This is a genomic window from Priestia sp. D51 (genome assembly GCF_053345675.1).
On sequence record NZ_JBLTIR010000004.1, the window covers coordinates 263129 to 280685 of the forward strand.

18 protein-coding genes are annotated in these 17557 nt (G+C 38.3%); 1 reads left to right on the forward strand and 17 read right to left on the reverse strand.

Annotated elements, in window-relative coordinates:
* Window positions 1-32: 32 nt before the first annotated feature.
* The 6 genes from ACNHOZ_RS18080 to ACNHOZ_RS18105 all read right to left on the reverse strand — a co-directional run bounded on the left by ACNHOZ_RS18080 (window position 33) and on the right by ACNHOZ_RS18105 (window position 6155).
* Entirely contained in the window at window positions 33-1415 is a 1383-nt protein-coding gene (locus ACNHOZ_RS18080; protein ID WP_255900688.1) for an aspartate kinase, read from the reverse strand.
* Between the two features lie 194 nt (window positions 1416-1609).
* Window positions 1610-3481, reverse strand: a complete 1872-nt coding sequence (locus ACNHOZ_RS18085; RefSeq protein ID WP_255900686.1) for a PTS fructose transporter subunit IIABC — start codon at window positions 3479-3481, stop codon at window positions 1610-1612.
* A 12-nt stretch (window positions 3482-3493) separates the two neighbouring features.
* The gene (pfkB, locus tag ACNHOZ_RS18090) at window positions 3494-4408 is read right to left on the reverse strand and encodes a 1-phosphofructokinase (RefSeq protein WP_048021165.1); all 915 of its coding nucleotides are present in this window, start codon (window positions 4406-4408) and stop codon (window positions 3494-3496) included.
* Window positions 4405-5157 carry a DeoR/GlpR family DNA-binding transcription regulator gene (locus ACNHOZ_RS18095; protein ID WP_028413532.1) on the reverse strand — a complete coding sequence of 251 codons (753 nt, stop codon included), beginning with the start codon at window positions 5155-5157 and terminating at the stop codon, window positions 4405-4407. The genes pfkB and ACNHOZ_RS18095 overlap by 4 nt, the downstream gene beginning before the upstream one ends.
* 382 nt (window positions 5158-5539) lie before the next feature.
* Window positions 5540-5680: a hypothetical protein gene (locus ACNHOZ_RS18100; RefSeq protein WP_013056833.1), complete on the reverse strand. Its 141-nt coding sequence runs from the start codon at window positions 5678-5680 to the stop codon at window positions 5540-5542.
* Window positions 5681-5801: 121 nt separating this feature from the next.
* A complete protein-coding gene (locus ACNHOZ_RS18105; RefSeq protein ID WP_033578844.1) occupies window positions 5802-6155 on the reverse strand; it encodes a YolD-like family protein in 354 nt (117 codons plus the stop codon).
* A gap of 248 nt (window positions 6156-6403) precedes the next feature.
* On the opposite strand from ACNHOZ_RS18105, the gene ACNHOZ_RS18110 reads away from it, so the two are divergent.
* Entirely contained in the window at window positions 6404-7243 is an 840-nt protein-coding gene (locus ACNHOZ_RS18110) for a YitT family protein (RefSeq protein ID WP_028413534.1), read from the forward strand.
* Window positions 7244-7274: 31 nt separating this feature from the next.
* On the opposite strand, the gene ACNHOZ_RS18115 is transcribed toward ACNHOZ_RS18110, so the two are convergent.
* The 11 genes from ACNHOZ_RS18115 to ACNHOZ_RS18165 all read right to left on the reverse strand — a co-directional run bounded on the left by ACNHOZ_RS18115 (window position 7275) and on the right by ACNHOZ_RS18165 (window position 17302).
* Complete coding sequence (locus ACNHOZ_RS18115) at window positions 7275-8009, reverse strand: ABC transporter permease (protein ID WP_048021167.1); 735 nt, start codon at window positions 8007-8009, stop codon at window positions 7275-7277.
* Window positions 8010-8717, reverse strand: coding sequence for an ABC transporter permease (locus ACNHOZ_RS18120; RefSeq protein WP_047751072.1), 708 nt, complete (start codon window positions 8715-8717; stop codon window positions 8010-8012). It abuts the gene before it with no gap.
* Window positions 8692-9627 (reverse strand): ABC transporter ATP-binding protein, encoded by a 936-nt coding sequence (locus tag ACNHOZ_RS18125; protein WP_048021169.1) that lies wholly within the window; start codon window positions 9625-9627, stop codon window positions 8692-8694. Before ACNHOZ_RS18125 ends, ACNHOZ_RS18120 begins: the two co-directional genes overlap by 26 nt.
* Window positions 9628-9712: 85 nt before the next feature.
* On the reverse strand, window positions 9713-11077 hold the full coding sequence (locus ACNHOZ_RS18130; protein WP_048021171.1) for a HAMP domain-containing sensor histidine kinase: 1365 nt from the start codon (window positions 11075-11077) through the stop codon (window positions 9713-9715).
* Complete coding sequence (locus ACNHOZ_RS18135) at window positions 11074-11742, reverse strand: response regulator transcription factor (RefSeq protein ID WP_048021173.1); 669 nt, start codon at window positions 11740-11742, stop codon at window positions 11074-11076. Before ACNHOZ_RS18135 ends, ACNHOZ_RS18130 begins: the two co-directional genes overlap by 4 nt.
* An 83-nt stretch (window positions 11743-11825) precedes the next feature.
* The gene (locus tag ACNHOZ_RS18140; protein WP_048021175.1) at window positions 11826-12821 is read right to left on the reverse strand and encodes a ketoacyl-ACP synthase III; all 996 of its coding nucleotides are present in this window, start codon (window positions 12819-12821) and stop codon (window positions 11826-11828) included.
* Window positions 12822-12929: 108 nt separating this feature from the next.
* Complete coding sequence (locus ACNHOZ_RS18145; protein ID WP_048021177.1) at window positions 12930-14003, reverse strand: sulfate/molybdate ABC transporter ATP-binding protein; 1074 nt, start codon at window positions 14001-14003, stop codon at window positions 12930-12932.
* Between the two features lie 19 nt (window positions 14004-14022).
* Entirely contained in the window at window positions 14023-14889 is an 867-nt protein-coding gene (gene cysW, locus ACNHOZ_RS18150) for a sulfate ABC transporter permease subunit CysW (protein ID WP_048021179.1), read from the reverse strand.
* A 12-nt stretch (window positions 14890-14901) separates the two neighbouring features.
* Complete coding sequence (gene cysT / locus ACNHOZ_RS18155) at window positions 14902-15738, reverse strand: sulfate ABC transporter permease subunit CysT (RefSeq protein WP_033578840.1); 837 nt, start codon at window positions 15736-15738, stop codon at window positions 14902-14904.
* Window positions 15739-15832: 94 nt separating this feature from the next.
* Window positions 15833-16897: a sulfate ABC transporter substrate-binding protein gene (locus ACNHOZ_RS18160; protein WP_028413544.1), complete on the reverse strand. Its 1065-nt coding sequence runs from the start codon at window positions 16895-16897 to the stop codon at window positions 15833-15835.
* A gap of 252 nt (window positions 16898-17149) precedes the next feature.
* The gene (locus tag ACNHOZ_RS18165; protein WP_013056825.1) at window positions 17150-17302 is read right to left on the reverse strand and encodes a Fur-regulated basic protein FbpA; all 153 of its coding nucleotides are present in this window, start codon (window positions 17300-17302) and stop codon (window positions 17150-17152) included.
* Window positions 17303-17557 lie beyond the last annotated feature (255 nt).

The window sequence follows — 17557 nt, forward strand, 5'->3', positions numbered from 1 at the left end:
CTCTAAAAAGAAAGCGGGGTTTTTCGTCTTGTTTATTTTACATTAGAATAAGAAATACTGTACATGCTGTTAAAATACGTATTATAAAGAGCTTGAACAGCACGGTCTAAAGCGTCTGCTTTCACACCAAACATCATGCTTACCTCAGAAGAACCTTGGTTAATCATTTCAAGATTCACTTCAGCACGAGCAAAAGCTTCTGTAGCTTTCGCAGCAATTCCTACTGTACTATTCATTCCCTCTCCTACTACCATAACCATAGCAAGATTACGTTCAATAAAGATTTCATCTACTTCAAGTTCTTTTTCAATTCGAGCAAATACGCGTTTTTCCACATCTGGCGTAAGCTGATGCTCGCGCATGATGACAGAGATATTATCAATTCCTGAAGGAGTATGTTCGTATGAAATACCTTCATCTTCTAAAATTTCAAGCAATCTTCTGCCAAAACCAATTTCACGGTTTAATAAGTATTTGCTCACATGAATATTGCAAAAACCTTTGTCACCAGCGATTCCAACTACTGGCGTATCGCCGTGAGGGCGCTCAGCTACAATGAATGTACCTTTTGCTTCAGGATTATTTGTATTCTTAACACATACAGGAATGCCTAGTTTATAAACCGGCTCTAGCGCTTCATCATGGAAGACAGAAAAACCTGCATAGGATAGTTCACGCATTTCTCTGTATGTGACTTCTTTCATTTCATGAGGCTTTTCCACAAGTCTTGGATCTACGCTGTAAATAGCATCTACGTCAGTAAAGTTTTCATACAAGTCAGCTTTTACTCCTGCTGCTACAATTGAACCTGTAATATCTGACCCACCGCGCGAGAACGTAACCATGTTCCCTTCTTCAGAGTAGCCAAAAAATCCTGGAATCACCAAAATGCCCGAACGCTCTCTTAGCTGCGGCAGTTTTTCATAAGACAGCGGAAGCACTCTTGCTCTTCCTGGTTCATCAGAAACAAAAATACCTGCTTCTTTTGGATTTACATAATGAGCTTCAAACCCTAAATGGTTTAAATAAGCAGCCATTACCTTTGCGTTATTATCTTCTCCACTTGCTTTGAGACAATCTAATAAGCGAAACGGATCGTTTTTATGTAAATCAATAAGTGATTGTAAATTCGCAATAATATCAGTAATAATCGTTTCTGGCATAGACAAGTCAACCACGATTTCACGATAGCGATCGATTACTTGCCCAAACTCATCGACGTAATCTTCTCCAAGCTGTATTTTGGCAGAAAGTGCGATTAACAAATCTGTCATTTTTGTATCTTCTCCGTATCGCTTGCCCGGAGCTGATACAACTACCAGCTTTCTCTCTTTATCAGACGTTACAATATGCGCAACCTGTTTAAATTTCTCTGCGCTTGCAACTGAACTCCCGCCAAACTTCGCAACCTTCATGTTTGAGACACTTCCTTACTTTGTTTTTAATATTCGATTATTGTACCATATTTTATCAAGTAGAAAAGCTTATCTATCTAACTTTTCTAAAAATTAAAGGAATACTACCGTAATTGTACTCTCATAAAGAACAAATGTCTACCACAAAAACACAAAAGACTGATTTTACATGATGTAAAATCAGTCTTTATTTGTTATTCCGCTTTTGGTTTTTTTAATACACCTACAAGGACCGCTGTCACAATGGCACCAATTAAAATTGCTAGTGCATATAAAAGAGGATTTCCTTGTACAATTCCGATAACGAATACACCGCCGTGTGGTGCTGGTAAACCGATGTGGAACATCATTGTTAAAGCACCTGCTACTGCAGCACCGATAACCGATGCAGGAATAACACGGCCTGGGTCAGCTGCTGCGAATGGAATCGCACCTTCTGTGATAAATGAAAGACCCATTACATAACACGTTTTACCTGTTTCACGCTCTTGGCGAGTAAATTTGTTTTTGAACAAAGTTGTCGCAATAGCCATACCTAGTGGCGGAACCATACCGCCTGCCATAATCGCTGCGTGTGGAGCATAGTTTCCAGCATCAATCATTGCGATACCAAATGTAAAGGCTGCCTTATTAATAGGACCACCCATATCAATAGCCATCATACCGCCTAAGATAATACCTAATAATACTAAGTTACCCGTGCCAAATCCACTTAACCAGTGCGTTAACCCTTTGTTAATTGCACTAACTGGCTCATTTACAACATAAAGCATAATCAATCCTGAGATAAAAATCCCAAATAGCGGATAAAGAAGAACTGGCTTAATTCCATCAAGAGCTTGCGGCAGGACGCTGAACAATTTCTTTAATCCCACTACTACATAACCCGCTAAGAAACCAGCGATTAAACCACCTAAGAAACCGCCTCCGCCAGAAGCTGCTAAAAGACCTGCAACCATACCAGGAGCTAAACCAGGACGATCAGCAATACTCATTGCAATGAACCCTGCTAGTACCGGTACTAGTAAAAAGAATGCATTATCTCCGCCAATTGTTTTTAGCGCCGCTGCAAACGCATTGTACGTTGGATCTTTCGGTTCTGCTGAGTGAATACCAAACATAAATGAAATGGCGATTAAGATCCCGCCCCCTACAACAAACGGAAGCATTGCTGATACACCGCTCATTAGGTGTTTGTAAAACCCTGTACGCTCTGATCCTTTACTTTCTCCGCCTTCTTTGCTGCCACCGCCGCCGCTGTATACAGGAGCGTCTCCCTTTAACGCGCGGTTAATTAATTCTTCGGGCTTACGAATTCCTTCAGCTACTGGAACTTGAATAACTTTTTTACCTGCAAAACGTTCCATTTCTACTTGCTTGTCCGCTGCAACAATAATAGCGGTAGCGTTTTCAATTTCTTCCTTCGTCAACGCGTTTTTAACACCGCTGGAACCATTTGTTTCAACTTTGAGCGTCACGTTCATGTCTTTCGCTTTTGCTTTTAGGCTATCCGCTGCCATATACGTGTGGGCAATTCCCGTTGGACAAGCCGTTACAGCAAGCACTAATTGATCTGAAGCTGTATCCACTTCTTCTTCCGGCGCTTCATTTTCAGTTTCTTTATCATCAATTGCTTTAATGACTTCATCAATTGATGATGCTGTTAGCAACGTTTTTCGGAACGATTCGTCCATTAATAACGTAGACAAACGAGATAATGTTTCTAAGTGAGCATTATTCGCGCCTTCACTCGCTGCAATCATGAAGAATAAATGTGCAGGCTGTCCGTCTAATGATTCATAATCAATACCTTCTGTTGAGCGTCCAAATGCAATGGCCGGTGTTTTTACGGAGCTTGTTTTTGCATGCGGAATGGCAATGCCTTCCCCAATTCCCGTTGTACTTTGAGATTCACGATTTAAAATTGCCTCTTTATAGCCAGCTCGGTCGCTTAAGCGACCAGCTTCGTCTAATTTTCCAATTAACTCATCAATAACATCAGCTTTTGACGTGCTTTTTAAATCAAGAATGATTGTATCTTTTTTTAATAGTTCTGTAATTCTCATTCTCGGTTCCCCCTACTCTACCTTTGTGATTGACACTTGTTCACGAAGCGTCTTTACATCTTCTGCTGTACATAATTCAAGTGAGAATGCTGTGGCACTTCCTGAAGCAACTCCTGTTTGAAAGGCTTCTAATAAATCCCCTTGCTTTACATAAGAAGCAATAAATCCAGCTACAAGTGAATCGCCAGCTCCAACAGAATTCTTCACTGTTCCTTTAGGGACTGTGGCACTGTAGACACCGCTTTCGTTAATAAGAAGTGCTCCATCGCCTGCCATGGATACAACGACGTTTTGCGCTCCTTGTTCCACAAGTTTTTTACCGTATACTAGCGCATCTTCTGCACTGTTTACTTCTACATCAAACAATTCTGCAAGTTCATGATGATTTGGTTTGATAAAAAACGGCTTGTGAGACACGACGTCTAGCAAGGTTTTTCCACTTGCATCTACTACTACTTTTACTCCGTTCGCTGCTGCTAGTTCCGTTAACGTTTCATACACAGAACTTGGAAGCGTTTTCGGTATACTTCCTGCCAATACGAAGATATCGCCTTCAGTCATTTGCTTTACTTGAGTCAATAAAGACTGAAGCGCTTCGTCTGTAATAGCAGGTCCCTGACCGTTAATTTCTGTTTCTTTTTCCGTTTTTAACTTTACGTTAATGCGGGTATCTCCATCAACTCTTGTAAAAGCTGTTTCAATATTCTCCGCTTTTAAGTAGTCTTTGATATAGGTTCCTGTAAAGCCGGCTACAAAACCGAGAGCTTTATTATCAACATCTAATCGCTTTAAAACGCGAGAGACGTTAATGCCTTTCCCTCCTGGAAACTTGGCTTCATTCGTTGTGCGGTTAAGTCCGCCTTCTTCGAATGCTGAAACATGTACTACGTAATCAACGGATGGGTTCAACGTACATGTATAAATCATGATTTCACAACCTTTATGTCTGTTTTGTTTGCATACTGTATAAGTACATCACTAGGTACGTCATTTGTTATAATTTTTGCTTCATGTAAATCGGCTATTTTCGCAAAACTTGTTTCAAAAAACTTAGTAGAATCTGATAAAATATAAGATTCTCTAGAAAGCTTCATTGCCGTTTGCTTGATCAATGCTTCTTCTGGATCAGGAGTTGTATATCCATATTGATGATGAATCCCATTCGCTCCCATAAAGCACTTATCAAAACGATACTGCTCAAGACTTAAAAGAGCTCCATTGCCGATTAAAGCGCCCGTTTTATGTTTAACAGATCCTCCAATTAAATAGAGGGTGATACCTTGTTCTAGCATCGGGTTTAAATGCATTAAACCATTTGTCACGACAACTACATCTTTTTGCTTCAAAAAAGGAATCATTTCATACGTTGTAGTTCCTGCATCTAAAAAAATACAGTCACCTTCATTTATAATGGAAGCCGCATACTCTGCAATGTTTCGTTTATCTTGAATATTTTTAGCAGATTTTTCGATAACGCTCAGTTCGATTCGTTTACTGCGAATAAGCGAAGCGCCACCGTGAACACGTTTGAGCATTTGCTCTTCTTCTAGTTGACTTAAGTCTCTTCTAATTGTGGATTCCGAAGCGCCTGTAACTTCGATAAACTCTTGCACTTTTACAAGTTCTTTCTCTTTTAAAAGTTTTAAGATTAGTTGATGTCTCTCCGGCGTTAACATGTTCTAGCTCCTTTTTCAAAAAAGCGTTTTCATTTATTTCATGTACTTACTTTATCACGGTTTACATTCAAAATCAATCATAAAAAATCAAAAACATTCATTTTTTTAATTACAAAATAAAGTTTTTTGAACGAACAATTAGATTTGCATTTGTTTTGATAATAGTTTATACAAAAGGAAATAAGCTGGTAATTCAATAATTTGTCTACTTTTCTCATTATATGTAAAGGTTTTCTTGCAACTAATTAGCTTTGACTGTTTTTGACTATTTCTTGACCGATTTAATTTCTCTTGACTGAATTATGTTTAGCTTGTCCCGTTTTAATGAGAGCCTATACATCAAAAAAGTTGTCCACCTTTTTGGACAACTCAAAGTGACCCATCATTTAAATAAAAACAGAAGCATATATAATATAGAAGCAAGGGCAGAAGAAATAGCCAAACTTGAGATAAACCGAACGAGTCTTTTCTTAATGAACTGCGTTAATTCAATTTCTCTTACTTGAGTTTTTTCATTTTGCATACAATATCCCTTCTTTAATCAAAATTTCCTAGTAGCTAAAAGTGACTACTCGCAGAATATGCTTTTATGTATTGTATGCAAGCGTTAAAAAAAAGATACAAATTCAACAAAAAAGCTACTCTTAGCTAGAGTAGCTTTCATCTTTCCATACATCTGCTTCAATTACTGCATCCGCTCGAATCGAATATGTATAACAAGGCCCTGTCACCATCAGCGTATTCGACTGCAGAGAAACTTTATCGATTGTCACTCGTTCATATCTTTGAATATGTCCTGCTTCATAGACGTGAAGGGTTACTGGATGATGCTCCGAGTAACTGTTCATAATGACATTTTCAATATGCTCAATCTTTTCTTTTTTCAACCCTAAAGACTGCTTATGCGCCTCGGGACTGTACATTTTCTTCATTTTCTCTAAATGCTCAGGCATTACTAACTTCGCATACTGTTTTAATTCATCTTGATACACGTTCATTCTCCCCCTTGACTCTTGCTTCTATTTTACCGAACGAACATTCTCATTGCAAAACTTTTTAATCAAAATAAAAGCAAACAATTCATTTTTTCATACTCCATAAAAACTGTCAAAAGATTTTATGTTGATAGCAGAAATTGATTTTTTAAAAAATAATAATATCCCATCTTTAATTCAGCCTCTAGAGTTGGTATAATACATTGTCATGACTGTGTTTTCGGAGTTTTTGATGATTGGAGGTAACGTTCATGATCAATAAAATAAAAGAAATTATCCTCATTATTCTAGGAAGCCTCATTTTCGCACTGGCCATTAATTATTTTGCTATTCCAAATGAATTAGCAGAAGGCGGCGTAACCGGTGTAACAATGATTACCTATTATGTACTAGGCTGGTCTCCTGGTATCACAAACTTTATATTAAACGGTTTGCTGGTACTGATTGGATACAAATTGCTTCACAAACGTGTGATTGCTTACACAATTATATGTATTATTTTCACATCTCTATTCCTACATATAACTGAAGGACTGGGAAATCCTCTTGACGATACGCTACTGGGGGCTATTTTTGCTGGTATTTTAGCCGGTGTAGGACTCGGGCTTGTGTTTAGAGGTGGCGGAACTTCCGGAGGCTCGGCAGTTATCGCCCGCTTAGCTAATCAATATCTAGACTGGAATATTAGCAAAACGATGCTAGCAATTGATTTATTAGTTGTAGCAAGCGCCTATTTTGTCATCGGTGGAGAAAAGACGATGTACACGGTTATTTCTCTTTATATCGGAACAAAGGTGCTTGATTATATTATTGAAGGACTCAACCCCCGCAAAGCAATCACTATTATTTCACACCGTTCAGCTGAAGTAGCCGAACAAGTTAACAAAAAGATGCAGCGAGGCGTCACTGTCTTTTCTGCTCATGGAAGCTATACAAAAGAAGCAAAAGACGTATTGTACGTAGTTGTGAACAAACAAGAACTATTAGAGTTAAAGCGCATTATTCATAAAGTCGATGAACAGGCTTTTGTGGTTGTCCACGATGTGCGAGACGTCTTTGGAGTAGGTTTTACTATTCCAAAAGCCAGCTAAAAACCCGCTGTAAAAAAGCGGGTTTTTTCTATTATATATGTTTGCGCTGAAAATACAGTAAACCTGCTACTCCAAAAAGCAGAAAGCTGCTTATAACAACCACTAAGAAATTCTGTGTAGTCAGCATCAACCCCCATGATGCTTTTCCAGTTACACCTAACATTCCATACATTGGCTGAGTCCATGGGTACCAGGGGCCAAATCGTTCAGAATTAGCAACTAATAAATTCGGTAGTGTTAAGATGACGTTGACTGTCAAAGATGCTCCAAAGCTAGAACATGCCATTGACACAGCTAGCATAAACGCAAGAATGGGCAACACCGCAACCCATCCGCCTAGCATATTTCCAGCTATCATCTTTAATGGCACAGCGCTCGGATAGTCTTTTAACATGCTAACTCCTAATAAAACAACCAATACAAGCACTTGAAGAATCCCCATGAAAGCTGCTGCTGTAATCAATTTTGCTCCGTATACCGATGTCCTTGTCACAGGAAGAGATAATAATTGCTTCCATCCTCCCGCTTCGTGTTCATACCGACAGATGAAGGATGTTACTAACCCGCCAATTAACGGATAAAACAGCAATCCGTGAACATTGGCAATCAAGGCATCTGCCATTGCCCATTTCATTCTCCCGCTTGGCATTGCCTGATCACCTACAAAAAGGATAATAGCGATTAGAATAGGACTCACAAAAAGGTACGTCCAGGCTTTTGTTTTAAACAATTTAAACGATTCTATCCTACATAATTGCAAAAACATTTAGGCCACATCCTTTTTGATAAAGTGCAAGGCGCCTGCAGCATATAGGAAAATACCGATAATTACACCTGCTATTATGTACATATTCCGATAGTCAGAAAACGCTAGCATTGGCCATTGCCAGAAAAACCAGCTCGGCAATTCTCTCATACCACTCATCGTCACACTCATCACAATACCTAGTGCAAGAGAGCGGCCTTGATTTTTAAAAAGCATAGATAACCATATTTGAATAGCTACAAATGGAATGGCAGAAAAAAACGGATAAAAGGTATACACGAAAAGATTTTTCCAAGAAGACGGAAAACCAAATCCTAACCACCAGCCTAACCCAATTATACCGATTAATAGAACAGCAGAAGCGATAAGTAGCATAAACATAACTACTACAAATTTTGCTGTATAAACACTCAGTCTGCTCACAGGTAAGCTCAGCAGCTGCTTCCATGAGCTTCTATGATATTCAATATGTGCTACATTTGAAGCAAGAATCGTTCCTCCCAGTAAAAAAGCTATTGGAAGCGTGATGTTTAGTTCATGTAAAAGACCTTCCCACACATTCGGATTTTGCTGAATTAAATATTCATATCGAACGCTATAATCAACTAGAGTTAAGCCAATTACACCCGCTGGACCTAAAAATAGTAAAAACCAGAGCCATTTTCTTTTTAACTTTATACACTCAGCCTGCAGTATTTTTGTGAACATATCTATTCTCCTCGCTTGTCAGCTTTAAAAAGATATCTTCTAATGATTTCGATTTTTCTTCAACTCGGTAGATTGAGACATTTTCTTGCACAAGCTGATAAACAAGATGTGCCACTTGCTCATGATCAATATAATCTAAAAGAAGACTATGTTTATCGATAGTAGGTACAAACCCGTTTGCTAATAGTATTGTTTTAGCCTTTTCTATCTCTCCTGTTGTAAATGCCACTTGATGCTTAGCTTTTTTGCGAAGCGATTCAATCGAGCCATTAAATAGCATCTTTCCTTTTGTAATAATACCTACTTGAGTCGCTAAATGGTCGATTTCATAGAGTAAATGACTTGAAATCAATACGGTAACTCCGTTTTCCCCTGGCATTTCTTTAATTAATGAACGAATTTCTTGAATTCCTGCAGGATCCAGTCCGTTGGTTGGTTCGTCTAAGATTAATAAACGAGGATTTCCAAGGAGTGCAGAAGCAATACCAAGCCGCTGTTTCATTCCAAGAGAAAAGCCTTTGACTAGGCGATTTGCTTCTTTTGTTAATTTTACAATATTTAGTACTTCATCCACTCTGTTTTTAGATACACCTAGTATTTTACGAAGTACCTCTAAATTTTCTCTTGCAGTTAAATGCGCATAATAGGAAGGGCTCTCTACAAGTGAACCTATCTTTTTTAAGGCTTGAATATGCTGCCTGTGATTTTTTATTCTTTCTCCAAACAGCTCAATTTCCCCGCTCGTTGGCTTCATTAGCCCGAGCAACATTCGGATCGTTGTCGTCTTCCCTGCTCCATTAGGCCCTAAAAACCCGTAGATTTCTCCTTCTTTAATGGATAAATTCACTTCATCTACAGCTTCTGCTCCTTTAAATACTTTTATCAGCTGAGTCGTTTTAACAATTTCCACTTTTATCACCTCTCCTTTACTATAAACAGCCAAAGTTAAGAGGACGGAAAAGAAAGGTTAAAATTCGTTTAAAAAAGCGAGTGAATTAATCACTCGCTTTGTACACAATTTGAATATCCGTTCCATGTTTTGTAGAATGAATTGACCACGTTAACTCCATTTCTTTAATCATCGCATCCACAATCGCTAGACCTACACCGTTTTGCTTCGTATGGCTATTCTTTTTAAAGCCTGACCCTTTATCAGAAATGGTGAGAGAAGATAAATCATGCTCTTGAACAAGACGAAAGCTAATAAAGTTACCTTCTCTGGCATGACGAATGACATTTTGACATAAATTATCTATTATTCTTTCTAACCACTGAACATCTCCGCGCCAATATATGGACTGAGAAGGCAGTTGAATATCTACTTCCATATTCTCTTCTTCAAATAATGGATACCATTGCGCAATGCTTTTTCTAAGAAATCGAGCCATATCAACTTCCTCTTCCCGATATGGATATTTTCCATTTAACAGCAGCGTATAGGAAAATAAATTATCTATTAAATCACTAACAAATTCTACTTTTGTATCAATTACCTCAAGAGATTGTTGAATGTTCAAGGCCATTTCTTCGTTTTTCAGCTGATAAATATGCGTTCGAACAGTCGTGAGCGGTGTTCGTAAGTCATGCGATAGACTCATAATTAAGTCTTGCCGCAGCTGTTCTTCTTGCTTCTCTCGATACCGGCTTTCATGAAGCTGTTTAACCATTTGATTAAAGGATTGTTCTAGCTGACCAATTTCATCCGTGGACTCAGATACAACAGGTAAAGGAATTCCTCGCTCGCCTTTGTTGTTCATAGCAGCTTGTAACACTCGCAGCCTTTTTCGAATTCGAAGAAAAAAGAACAGAGAAAGTACAATAAAAGAAAGCACAATAATAAAAACAAATCCTAAATAAATATTATAGTAGGCTGGGTCTAGCCTTTGAATAGGAGGCTCAACGGCTTTTTCTGGCACTTCAATGACCATAAAACCTTGCTTTTTATCTGTTCCAATAAAGGTAATAACCGTATACGGATTGTTTCCGTATCGTTTTTTTATAAATTCAGCCGTATAAGACGATGACCATTGCTTCGGAAGGGCTGCATGATAAGGAAGCGGAAGCTGTGTTTGTCCATCTTCGTTTACCCAGAACATTGAAGCTTCAGGGTATTTTTCTTTTAATAATTTTAGCTTTTGATTAATTGTTTTCTCATTTGCTCCTTCTAGCTTTCGGGCTTCTTCATTCCACATTTGTTCGTAGTAGCTTTTTCCTTTATACTCTTCATTTAATAATCCTTGAATGTGCATAAAAGGGACGGTGATCAGCCATGAGCCTGCAAAAAATGATACCGGTATAATTAGTACAGCTGAAAGCATAATTAAGATATACTTCGTGATAAGAGACTGTGTAACGTTCATTGCTTTACCCTGTACCCAATCCCTCGTATTGTTTCAATAATTTCAGGCTTAGCTGCATTTTTCTCCAATTTTTCTCGTAAATAGCGAATATGTACCATTAATGTTTTATCTCCTTCTATATAACGCTCTTTCCATACTCCTTCATAAATTTGTTCTTTTGTTAAAATTTGATTTAAATGCTGAAGGAAATAAGTAAAAATATGAAATTGCTTACCTGTTAAACTAATTTCTTCACTTGTCTCTCTGTTCATCACGCGATAGTCTATCATCGAAATATGCAAATGTTTTACAATAAGCTCTTCTTTCTTTCTTGAAAATCTCCTTAACAATACTTCGAGCCTTGCAAGCAGCTCTTCTGGATGAAACGGCTTTGTGACATAGTCATCGGCAAACTCTAGCCCCATGATCTTATCTTCTAGGGCTGTACGAGCTGAAAGCATTAAAATCGGGACATCAGGTGCTAGTTTTTTAAGCTTTTTTCCCACTGTAAATCCATCTAACCCAGGCAGCATTACATCTAGAATGACAATATCCGTTTGTTCAATAAACTGACTGGCGATATCTCCTGATTGTAACCAAGTAACTTCATAGTTTTGCTTTTTAAGCTCATTTTGAATCATTAATCCAATTTCTTCATTGTCTTCAATGTATAAAACGTGATTCATGCGCACACCCCCTTTACTTCTTTTTCCATTTTATCGAATTCTTGTTAACGATAAAAGCCTAAAAAGCTAAAAGGCGACGCCTTTTAGCTTTTTTCTTTACACGTCCATTTAATTAACAAGCCGCAGTGCGTTAATCCTCCCCCAAACCCATAGAGAATAAGGAGGTCATTATCCTGTACTTTTCCTGTCATTATTCCTTCGTTCAAGGCAAGCGGAATAGAAGCTGAAGATGTATTTCCGCAGTATTGCACACTCGTTAACGTTTTATCCATTGAAACACCTGTTTTAGCACAAATAGCTTCAATCATCCGAAGGTTTGCACTGTGCGGAATAAACCAATTTACATCAGAAAGAGAAATGGAAGTACCCTTTAACAATGCTTCTACTCCTTTTGGAATCGTTCGGACAGCAAAGCGGTATACTTCACGCCCATTTTGAACTAAATTTCCGCTCGCGTTAATTTTTTTTCCTGAAAGAGTATCAGATAAATTAGAACGATATAAATTCACCCCTCCGCTTCCGTCCGTTCCGTAGTGACATCCTAAGAAACTTGGATTATGCTCATCGTATTCTACAAGCATAGCTCCCGCTCCGTCACCGAACAGCACGCAGGTAGCCCGGTCCGTATAATCTGTAATTTTCGACATGACTTCAGCACCAATAACTAAAATCTTTTTATGCAATCCGGACGTCACTAAGCCGTTCGCCACGTGAAGTCCATATGTAAAACCGGCGCATGCGGCACTTAAATCAAATGCAGCAGCTTGATTAATATGAAAGTAATCTTGAACATGACACGCTACGCTAGGAAAAAAGTGATCCGGCGTTGTTGTCGAAACAATAATTGCATCTACATCTTCTATTTCTACAGCATATCGGTTGAGCAAATTTTCAACTGCTCGAATGGCAAGCGTAGACGTGTATTCGCCTTCACCAGCAATTCGCCGTTCTTTCATTCCCGTGCGCTGTACAATCCATTCGTCACTTGTATCAACCATTTCTTTTAAATGGTCGTTCGTTAATTTTTGCTTTGGTGTATATATCCCCATTCCTGTGATTCTAGCTTTTGATTGCATCATTTCTCCACCTCAAATCAGTTGATACTTAATTATAACACCTACTTTTAATATCTGATACTAATTTATTAATAGATAAAAAGCGCAAAGGTATACCCTTCGCGCTTTTTATCAAATAGAATAATCTTCTGGAATAAATACTTTTAGCTGCTTAGGCTTTACATACACCTGCTCTCCTACTTGAAGGCTGAGTGTTTTATAATGCTCTTTGCTTAATTCAGCTTCTAAAAATTCTTCTGCATCTTCTCTTTTTAATTCAATTTGCACGATAGGTCCTATCACATGAATATGGCTAACGGTTGCAGAAACGGCATCTGCGCTTGTTTTTACTTTTTCAAGGTGAATATCATGAGGTCGCACATATCCAACAGCTGCTTCTTCATTTCTTCCGCTAAATTCTGGAACATCCATTTCAAAGCTTCCTTGTTTTAGCCTGCCTTTATGAATGCGACCCTTAAATAAATTGACGTTTCCTAAAAAATCGTACACAAATGGACTGTTAGGATGATCATATACTTCCTCAGGACTTCCAACCTGCTCAATTTTCCCGTTGTTCATTACAACAATACGATCAGCTACATCTAAAGCTTCTTCTTGATCATGCGTAACGAATATACTCGTAATATGAAAGTCATTATGCAATTTACGCAGCCATCTGCGTAAATCTTTACGAACTTTCGCATCCAAAGCGCCAAAAGGTTCATCTAATAGCAGTACTTTCGGTTCCACTGCTAACGCTCGAGCAAGCGCTACTCGCTGGCGCTGTCCTCCCGATAATTGAGAAGGATAGCGATTTGCAAGCGGCTCTAGTTTCACAAGCTGCAGCAGCTCGGTTACTTTCTTGTTAATGTCCATTTTAGAAGGTCTTGTTTTTTTAGGTCGTACTTTTAAACCATACGCAATGTTATCAAACACAGTCATATGCCTGAACAAAGCATAGTGTTGAAAAACAAACCCTACATTCCGCTCTTTTGGATTTACGTGCGTAATTTCCTTTCCATCAAATAAAATAGCTCCTTGGTCAAGATGTTCAAGACCGGCAATGATGCGAAGCAAAGATGTTTTTCCAGAACCGGACGGACCGAGTAAAGCTACTAATTCACCCGTTTGAATATCAATGTTAATAGAATCCAGCGCTTTAAAATCACCAAAGTTCTTTGATACGTGCTTAATATGGATACTCATCTCATAAGCTCCTTCCTTTTTAAATATGTTTGGCTTTCCACTCAATAATGTTTTTTACAATTAATGTAAATGTAGCTAAAACTGACATTAAAGATGCTACCGCAAACGCTGCTGCAAATTGATATTCATTGTAGAGAATTTCAATATGAAGAGGCATCGTATTTGTCATTCCTCGAATGTGCCCCGACACAACGGAAACAGCTCCAAACTCTCCAATCGCCCTCGCATTACATAAAATGATTCCATATAATAAGCCCCATTTAATATTAGGTAATGTCACTAGAAAAAAAGTTTTGAAACCGCTGGCTCCTAACGTTAACGATGCCTCTTCTTCGGCTGACCCTTGAGCTTGCATGAGTGGAATCAATTCTTTGGCAATAAACGGAAGCGTTACAAAAAGGGTAGCTAATATAATACCGGGAATAGCAAAGACAATTTTGATGTCGTGATTAAACAGCCATTCTCCGAACAACCCTTGTGCACCAAATAATAAAATAAAAATCAATCCAGCAATAACAGGCGAAACGGCAAATGGTAAATCAATAAGCGTAATTAAAATATTCTTTCCTTTAAAATCAAACTTCGTAATTAACCATGCAGCTACCACGCCAAAAACGGCATTTAACGGAACGGTAATCAGCACAACGATTAACGTTAGTTTAATAGCAGCCAGGGCATCTGGATTTGTAATCGCAGCGAGATATGTTTCCCACCCTTTTTGAAAGGCTGTTATAAAAATCGTGATAAGCGGAAGCACTAAGAATAGAGCTAAAAAAGCCAGTGCAATAAATGTAAGCAGCCACCGGACGACTTTGGGCTCTTTTAAACTAGAATGAGTGATTTCAACAGTCGTTTTTGCGTGCTGCATTGGAACATGTCCTGCCAATGTCATCCCTCCTTAACTATGTATAAATTTACGATTTGTCCACCATTGAATAATATTAATAAGTAATAACAGAAAAAATGATACAACGAGCATGACTGATGCAATAGCAGTAGCTCCCGCATAATCGTACTGCTCGAGTTTTGTCATAATAATAAGCGGCGTAATTTCAGTTTTCATCGGCATATTTCCAGCAATAAAAACAACGGACCCATATTCTCCAAGCGCTCTTGCGAATGAAAGAGAAAAACCTGTTAAAACAGCCGGCACCAGCTCCGGAAAAATAACTTTTCTGAACGTTTGCATTCGGCTGGCTCCTAAACTAGCAGATGCTTCTTCGATCTCTGCATTAAAGTTTTGCAATACCGGCTGCACCATTCGGACGACAAACGGCAGACCGATAAACGTAAGAGCGATAATAATTCCGATAGGCGTAAATGCGATTTTAAACGTAAATAATTGACCAATCCATCCTTTCGGAACGTAAAGAGTGGTCAAGGCAATGCCGGCAACAGCCGTTGGCAAGGCAAACGGCAAATCCACAAGTCCGTCAATAAACCTCTTTCCAGGAAAATGATACCTCACTAATACCCACGCAATAATGGTTCCAAAAATAACATTAATGATGCCGGCTGCAAATGCTGCTCCAAAACTTAATTTATACGACGCTACTACTCTAGGTTCTGTAACAGTTTTAATAAAGTCGCTCCATCCCATAGATGCCGTATTTAAAAAAATCATAGCTAACGGAAAAAGCACAAGGATACTTGCATAAAACATCGTAAAACCTAAAGAAAGCCCAAATCCAGGTAAGATGCTTTTCTTTTTTTTCTGTCGTTGTAACACGCTCACGTCTTACACCTCTCTCTGCTTTCAAGATACATGTACACGGAAGATACGAATCACCATTCGTATCTTCCTCGTTCTACTTTTTTAATGAATCATATTACTTTGGCTGATAAATCTGATCGAATGTTCCCCCATCATTAAAATGCGTTTCTTGAGCTTTTTTCCAGCCGCCAAAATCTTTAATAGTGACTAGGTTAAGCGAAGGGAATTGATCTTTGTGTTTCTCTAATACTTTTTTATTTCGAGGACGATAGTAGTTTTCCGCTGCGATTTCCTGACCTTTTTCTGTATATAGGTATTTTAAGTATGCTTTTGCTACCTTTGTCGTGCCTTTCTTTTCAGCTACTTTATCTACTACAGCAACAGGTGGCTCTGCTAAAATACTTAATGACGGTGTTACAATTTCAAATTTATCTTTTCCTAGCTCATTTAACGATAAGTAAGCTTCGTTTTCCCATGCAATTAACACGTCTCCAATGCCTCGCTCTACAAAGGTAGTGGTAGCTCCGCGTGCGCCTGAGTCTAACACTTCGACATTTCCATAAAGCTTACTCATGAAGTCTTCAATCTTTTTGTTATCGCCGTTATATTTATCCTTCGCATATGCCCATGCAGCTAAATAATTCCAGCGCGCGCCTCCAGAAGTTTTTGGATTTGGCGTAATAACAGATGTACCTTTTTTCGTTAAATCATCCCAATCTTTAATTCCTTTTGGATTTCCTTTACGAACTAAAAAAACAATCGTTGATGTGTATGGTGTAGAATTATGAGCCAATTCTTTTTCCCAGTCTTTGTTTAATAATTGACGAGTTTGAGCGATTTCATCAATATCGTAAGCAAGCGCCAGCGTTACTACATCCGCTTCTAAACCGTCAATAACTGCTCGGCCTTGCTTACCAGAGCCACCGTGTGATTGCTGAATAGTGACGTCTTGCCCTGTTTTATCTTTCCAATAAGACGCAAAGCTCTTATTGAACTCCTGATAAAGCTCACGTGTAGGATCATATGAAACGTTTAAAAGTTCTACTGGTTTTTTTGAATCGTTTTTACTCGCAGAACTATCTTTCCCTGCTGTTTCAGTAGATTTTCCATTGCCGCAACCTGCTAGCACCACGAGCAGTGCTGTCAGCACCATTAAAAACTGAACTGCTTTTTTCTTCATGTTTTACTCCCCTTTTTATAAAAAAATACAAAAAGGCCGCTATCTCTTAAAAAAGAGAAGCAGCCTTCAGTTAGTCTGATCAGCGTATGTGCTCTTAAATTATTCTTATTAAATTTATTCGTAAGAATAAAAAGAAGATACTTTCTGAAAAGACAATTTATTCTTGTTTTTATAATAAACACACTTTACCCATTAGTCAACTAGGTTTTGAATCTTTTTTACACTTATTTTAGTTCTTTTTACGTATTTTCCTTACTTACTGCGTGCCTGATACTCTTTTTCTAAGTCAGAGAGTGTGAGTTCAAAAAGATGATGATTTTCTTTTTTATAAATCCCTTTTTTCAGTAACTCTTCAATGAGGTATTGTTTTCTTTGGCGCACCGCTGCTCGTAATAAATTTTCCATCTTTTCTCCTCCTATTATATTAATTTAAGAATAAAAAAAGACTCCTAACACAGGTCAGAAGCCTTCGGTAATCCGATCAGCACAGGAATGAAACTGTCAGATCTTCATAATTTTAAAACGTATAAAGCTGCTGCTTTAGCAGCTTTACACTTTTCATCGTCATACTCATACAACCTATAACTCAATTTTAATTCGAAAAATTCTAAATCTTCTACCGAAAAGAAAGTCAATTCTTCTTCGAATGCGCACGTTTTC

Bases quoted from the DNA above. Each gene is read 5' to 3' on its own strand.
- ACNHOZ_RS18080 (WP_255900688.1), bottom strand. From the start codon at position 1,415: ATGAAGGTTGCGAAGTTTGGCGGGAGTTCAGTTGCAAGCGCAGAGAAA.
- ACNHOZ_RS18085 (WP_255900686.1), bottom strand. From the start codon at position 3,481: ATGAGAATTACAGAACTATTAAAAAAAGATACAATCATTCTTGATTTA.
- pfkB (WP_048021165.1), bottom strand. From the start codon at position 4,408: ATGATTTATACATGTACGTTGAACCCATCCGTTGATTACGTAGTACAT.
- ACNHOZ_RS18095 (WP_028413532.1), bottom strand. From the start codon at position 5,157: ATGTTAACGCCGGAGAGACATCAACTAATCTTAAAACTTTTAAAAGAG.
- ACNHOZ_RS18100 (WP_013056833.1), bottom strand. From the start codon at position 5,680: ATGCAAAATGAAAAAACTCAAGTAAGAGAAATTGAATTAACGCAGTTC.
- ACNHOZ_RS18105 (WP_033578844.1), bottom strand. From the start codon at position 6,155: ATGAACGTGTATCAAGATGAATTAAAACAGTATGCGAAGTTAGTAATG.
- ACNHOZ_RS18110 (WP_028413534.1), top strand. From the start codon at position 6,404: ATGATCAATAAAATAAAAGAAATTATCCTCATTATTCTAGGAAGCCTC.
- ACNHOZ_RS18115 (WP_048021167.1), bottom strand. From the start codon at position 8,009: ATGTTTTTGCAATTATGTAGGATAGAATCGTTTAAATTGTTTAAAACA.
- ACNHOZ_RS18120 (WP_047751072.1), bottom strand. From the start codon at position 8,717: ATGTTCACAAAAATACTGCAGGCTGAGTGTATAAAGTTAAAAAGAAAA.
- ACNHOZ_RS18130 (WP_048021171.1), bottom strand. From the start codon at position 11,077: ATGAACGTTACACAGTCTCTTATCACGAAGTATATCTTAATTATGCTT.
- ACNHOZ_RS18135 (WP_048021173.1), bottom strand. From the start codon at position 11,742: ATGAATCACGTTTTATACATTGAAGACAATGAAGAAATTGGATTAATG.
- ACNHOZ_RS18140 (WP_048021175.1), bottom strand. From the start codon at position 12,821: ATGATGCAATCAAAAGCTAGAATCACAGGAATGGGGATATATACACCA.
- ACNHOZ_RS18145 (WP_048021177.1), bottom strand. From the start codon at position 14,003: ATGAGTATCCATATTAAGCACGTATCAAAGAACTTTGGTGATTTTAAA.
- ACNHOZ_RS18160 (WP_028413544.1), bottom strand. From the start codon at position 16,897: ATGAAGAAAAAAGCAGTTCAGTTTTTAATGGTGCTGACAGCACTGCTC.
- ACNHOZ_RS18165 (WP_013056825.1), bottom strand. From the start codon at position 17,302: ATGGAAAATTTATTACGAGCAGCGGTGCGCCAAAGAAAACAATACCTC.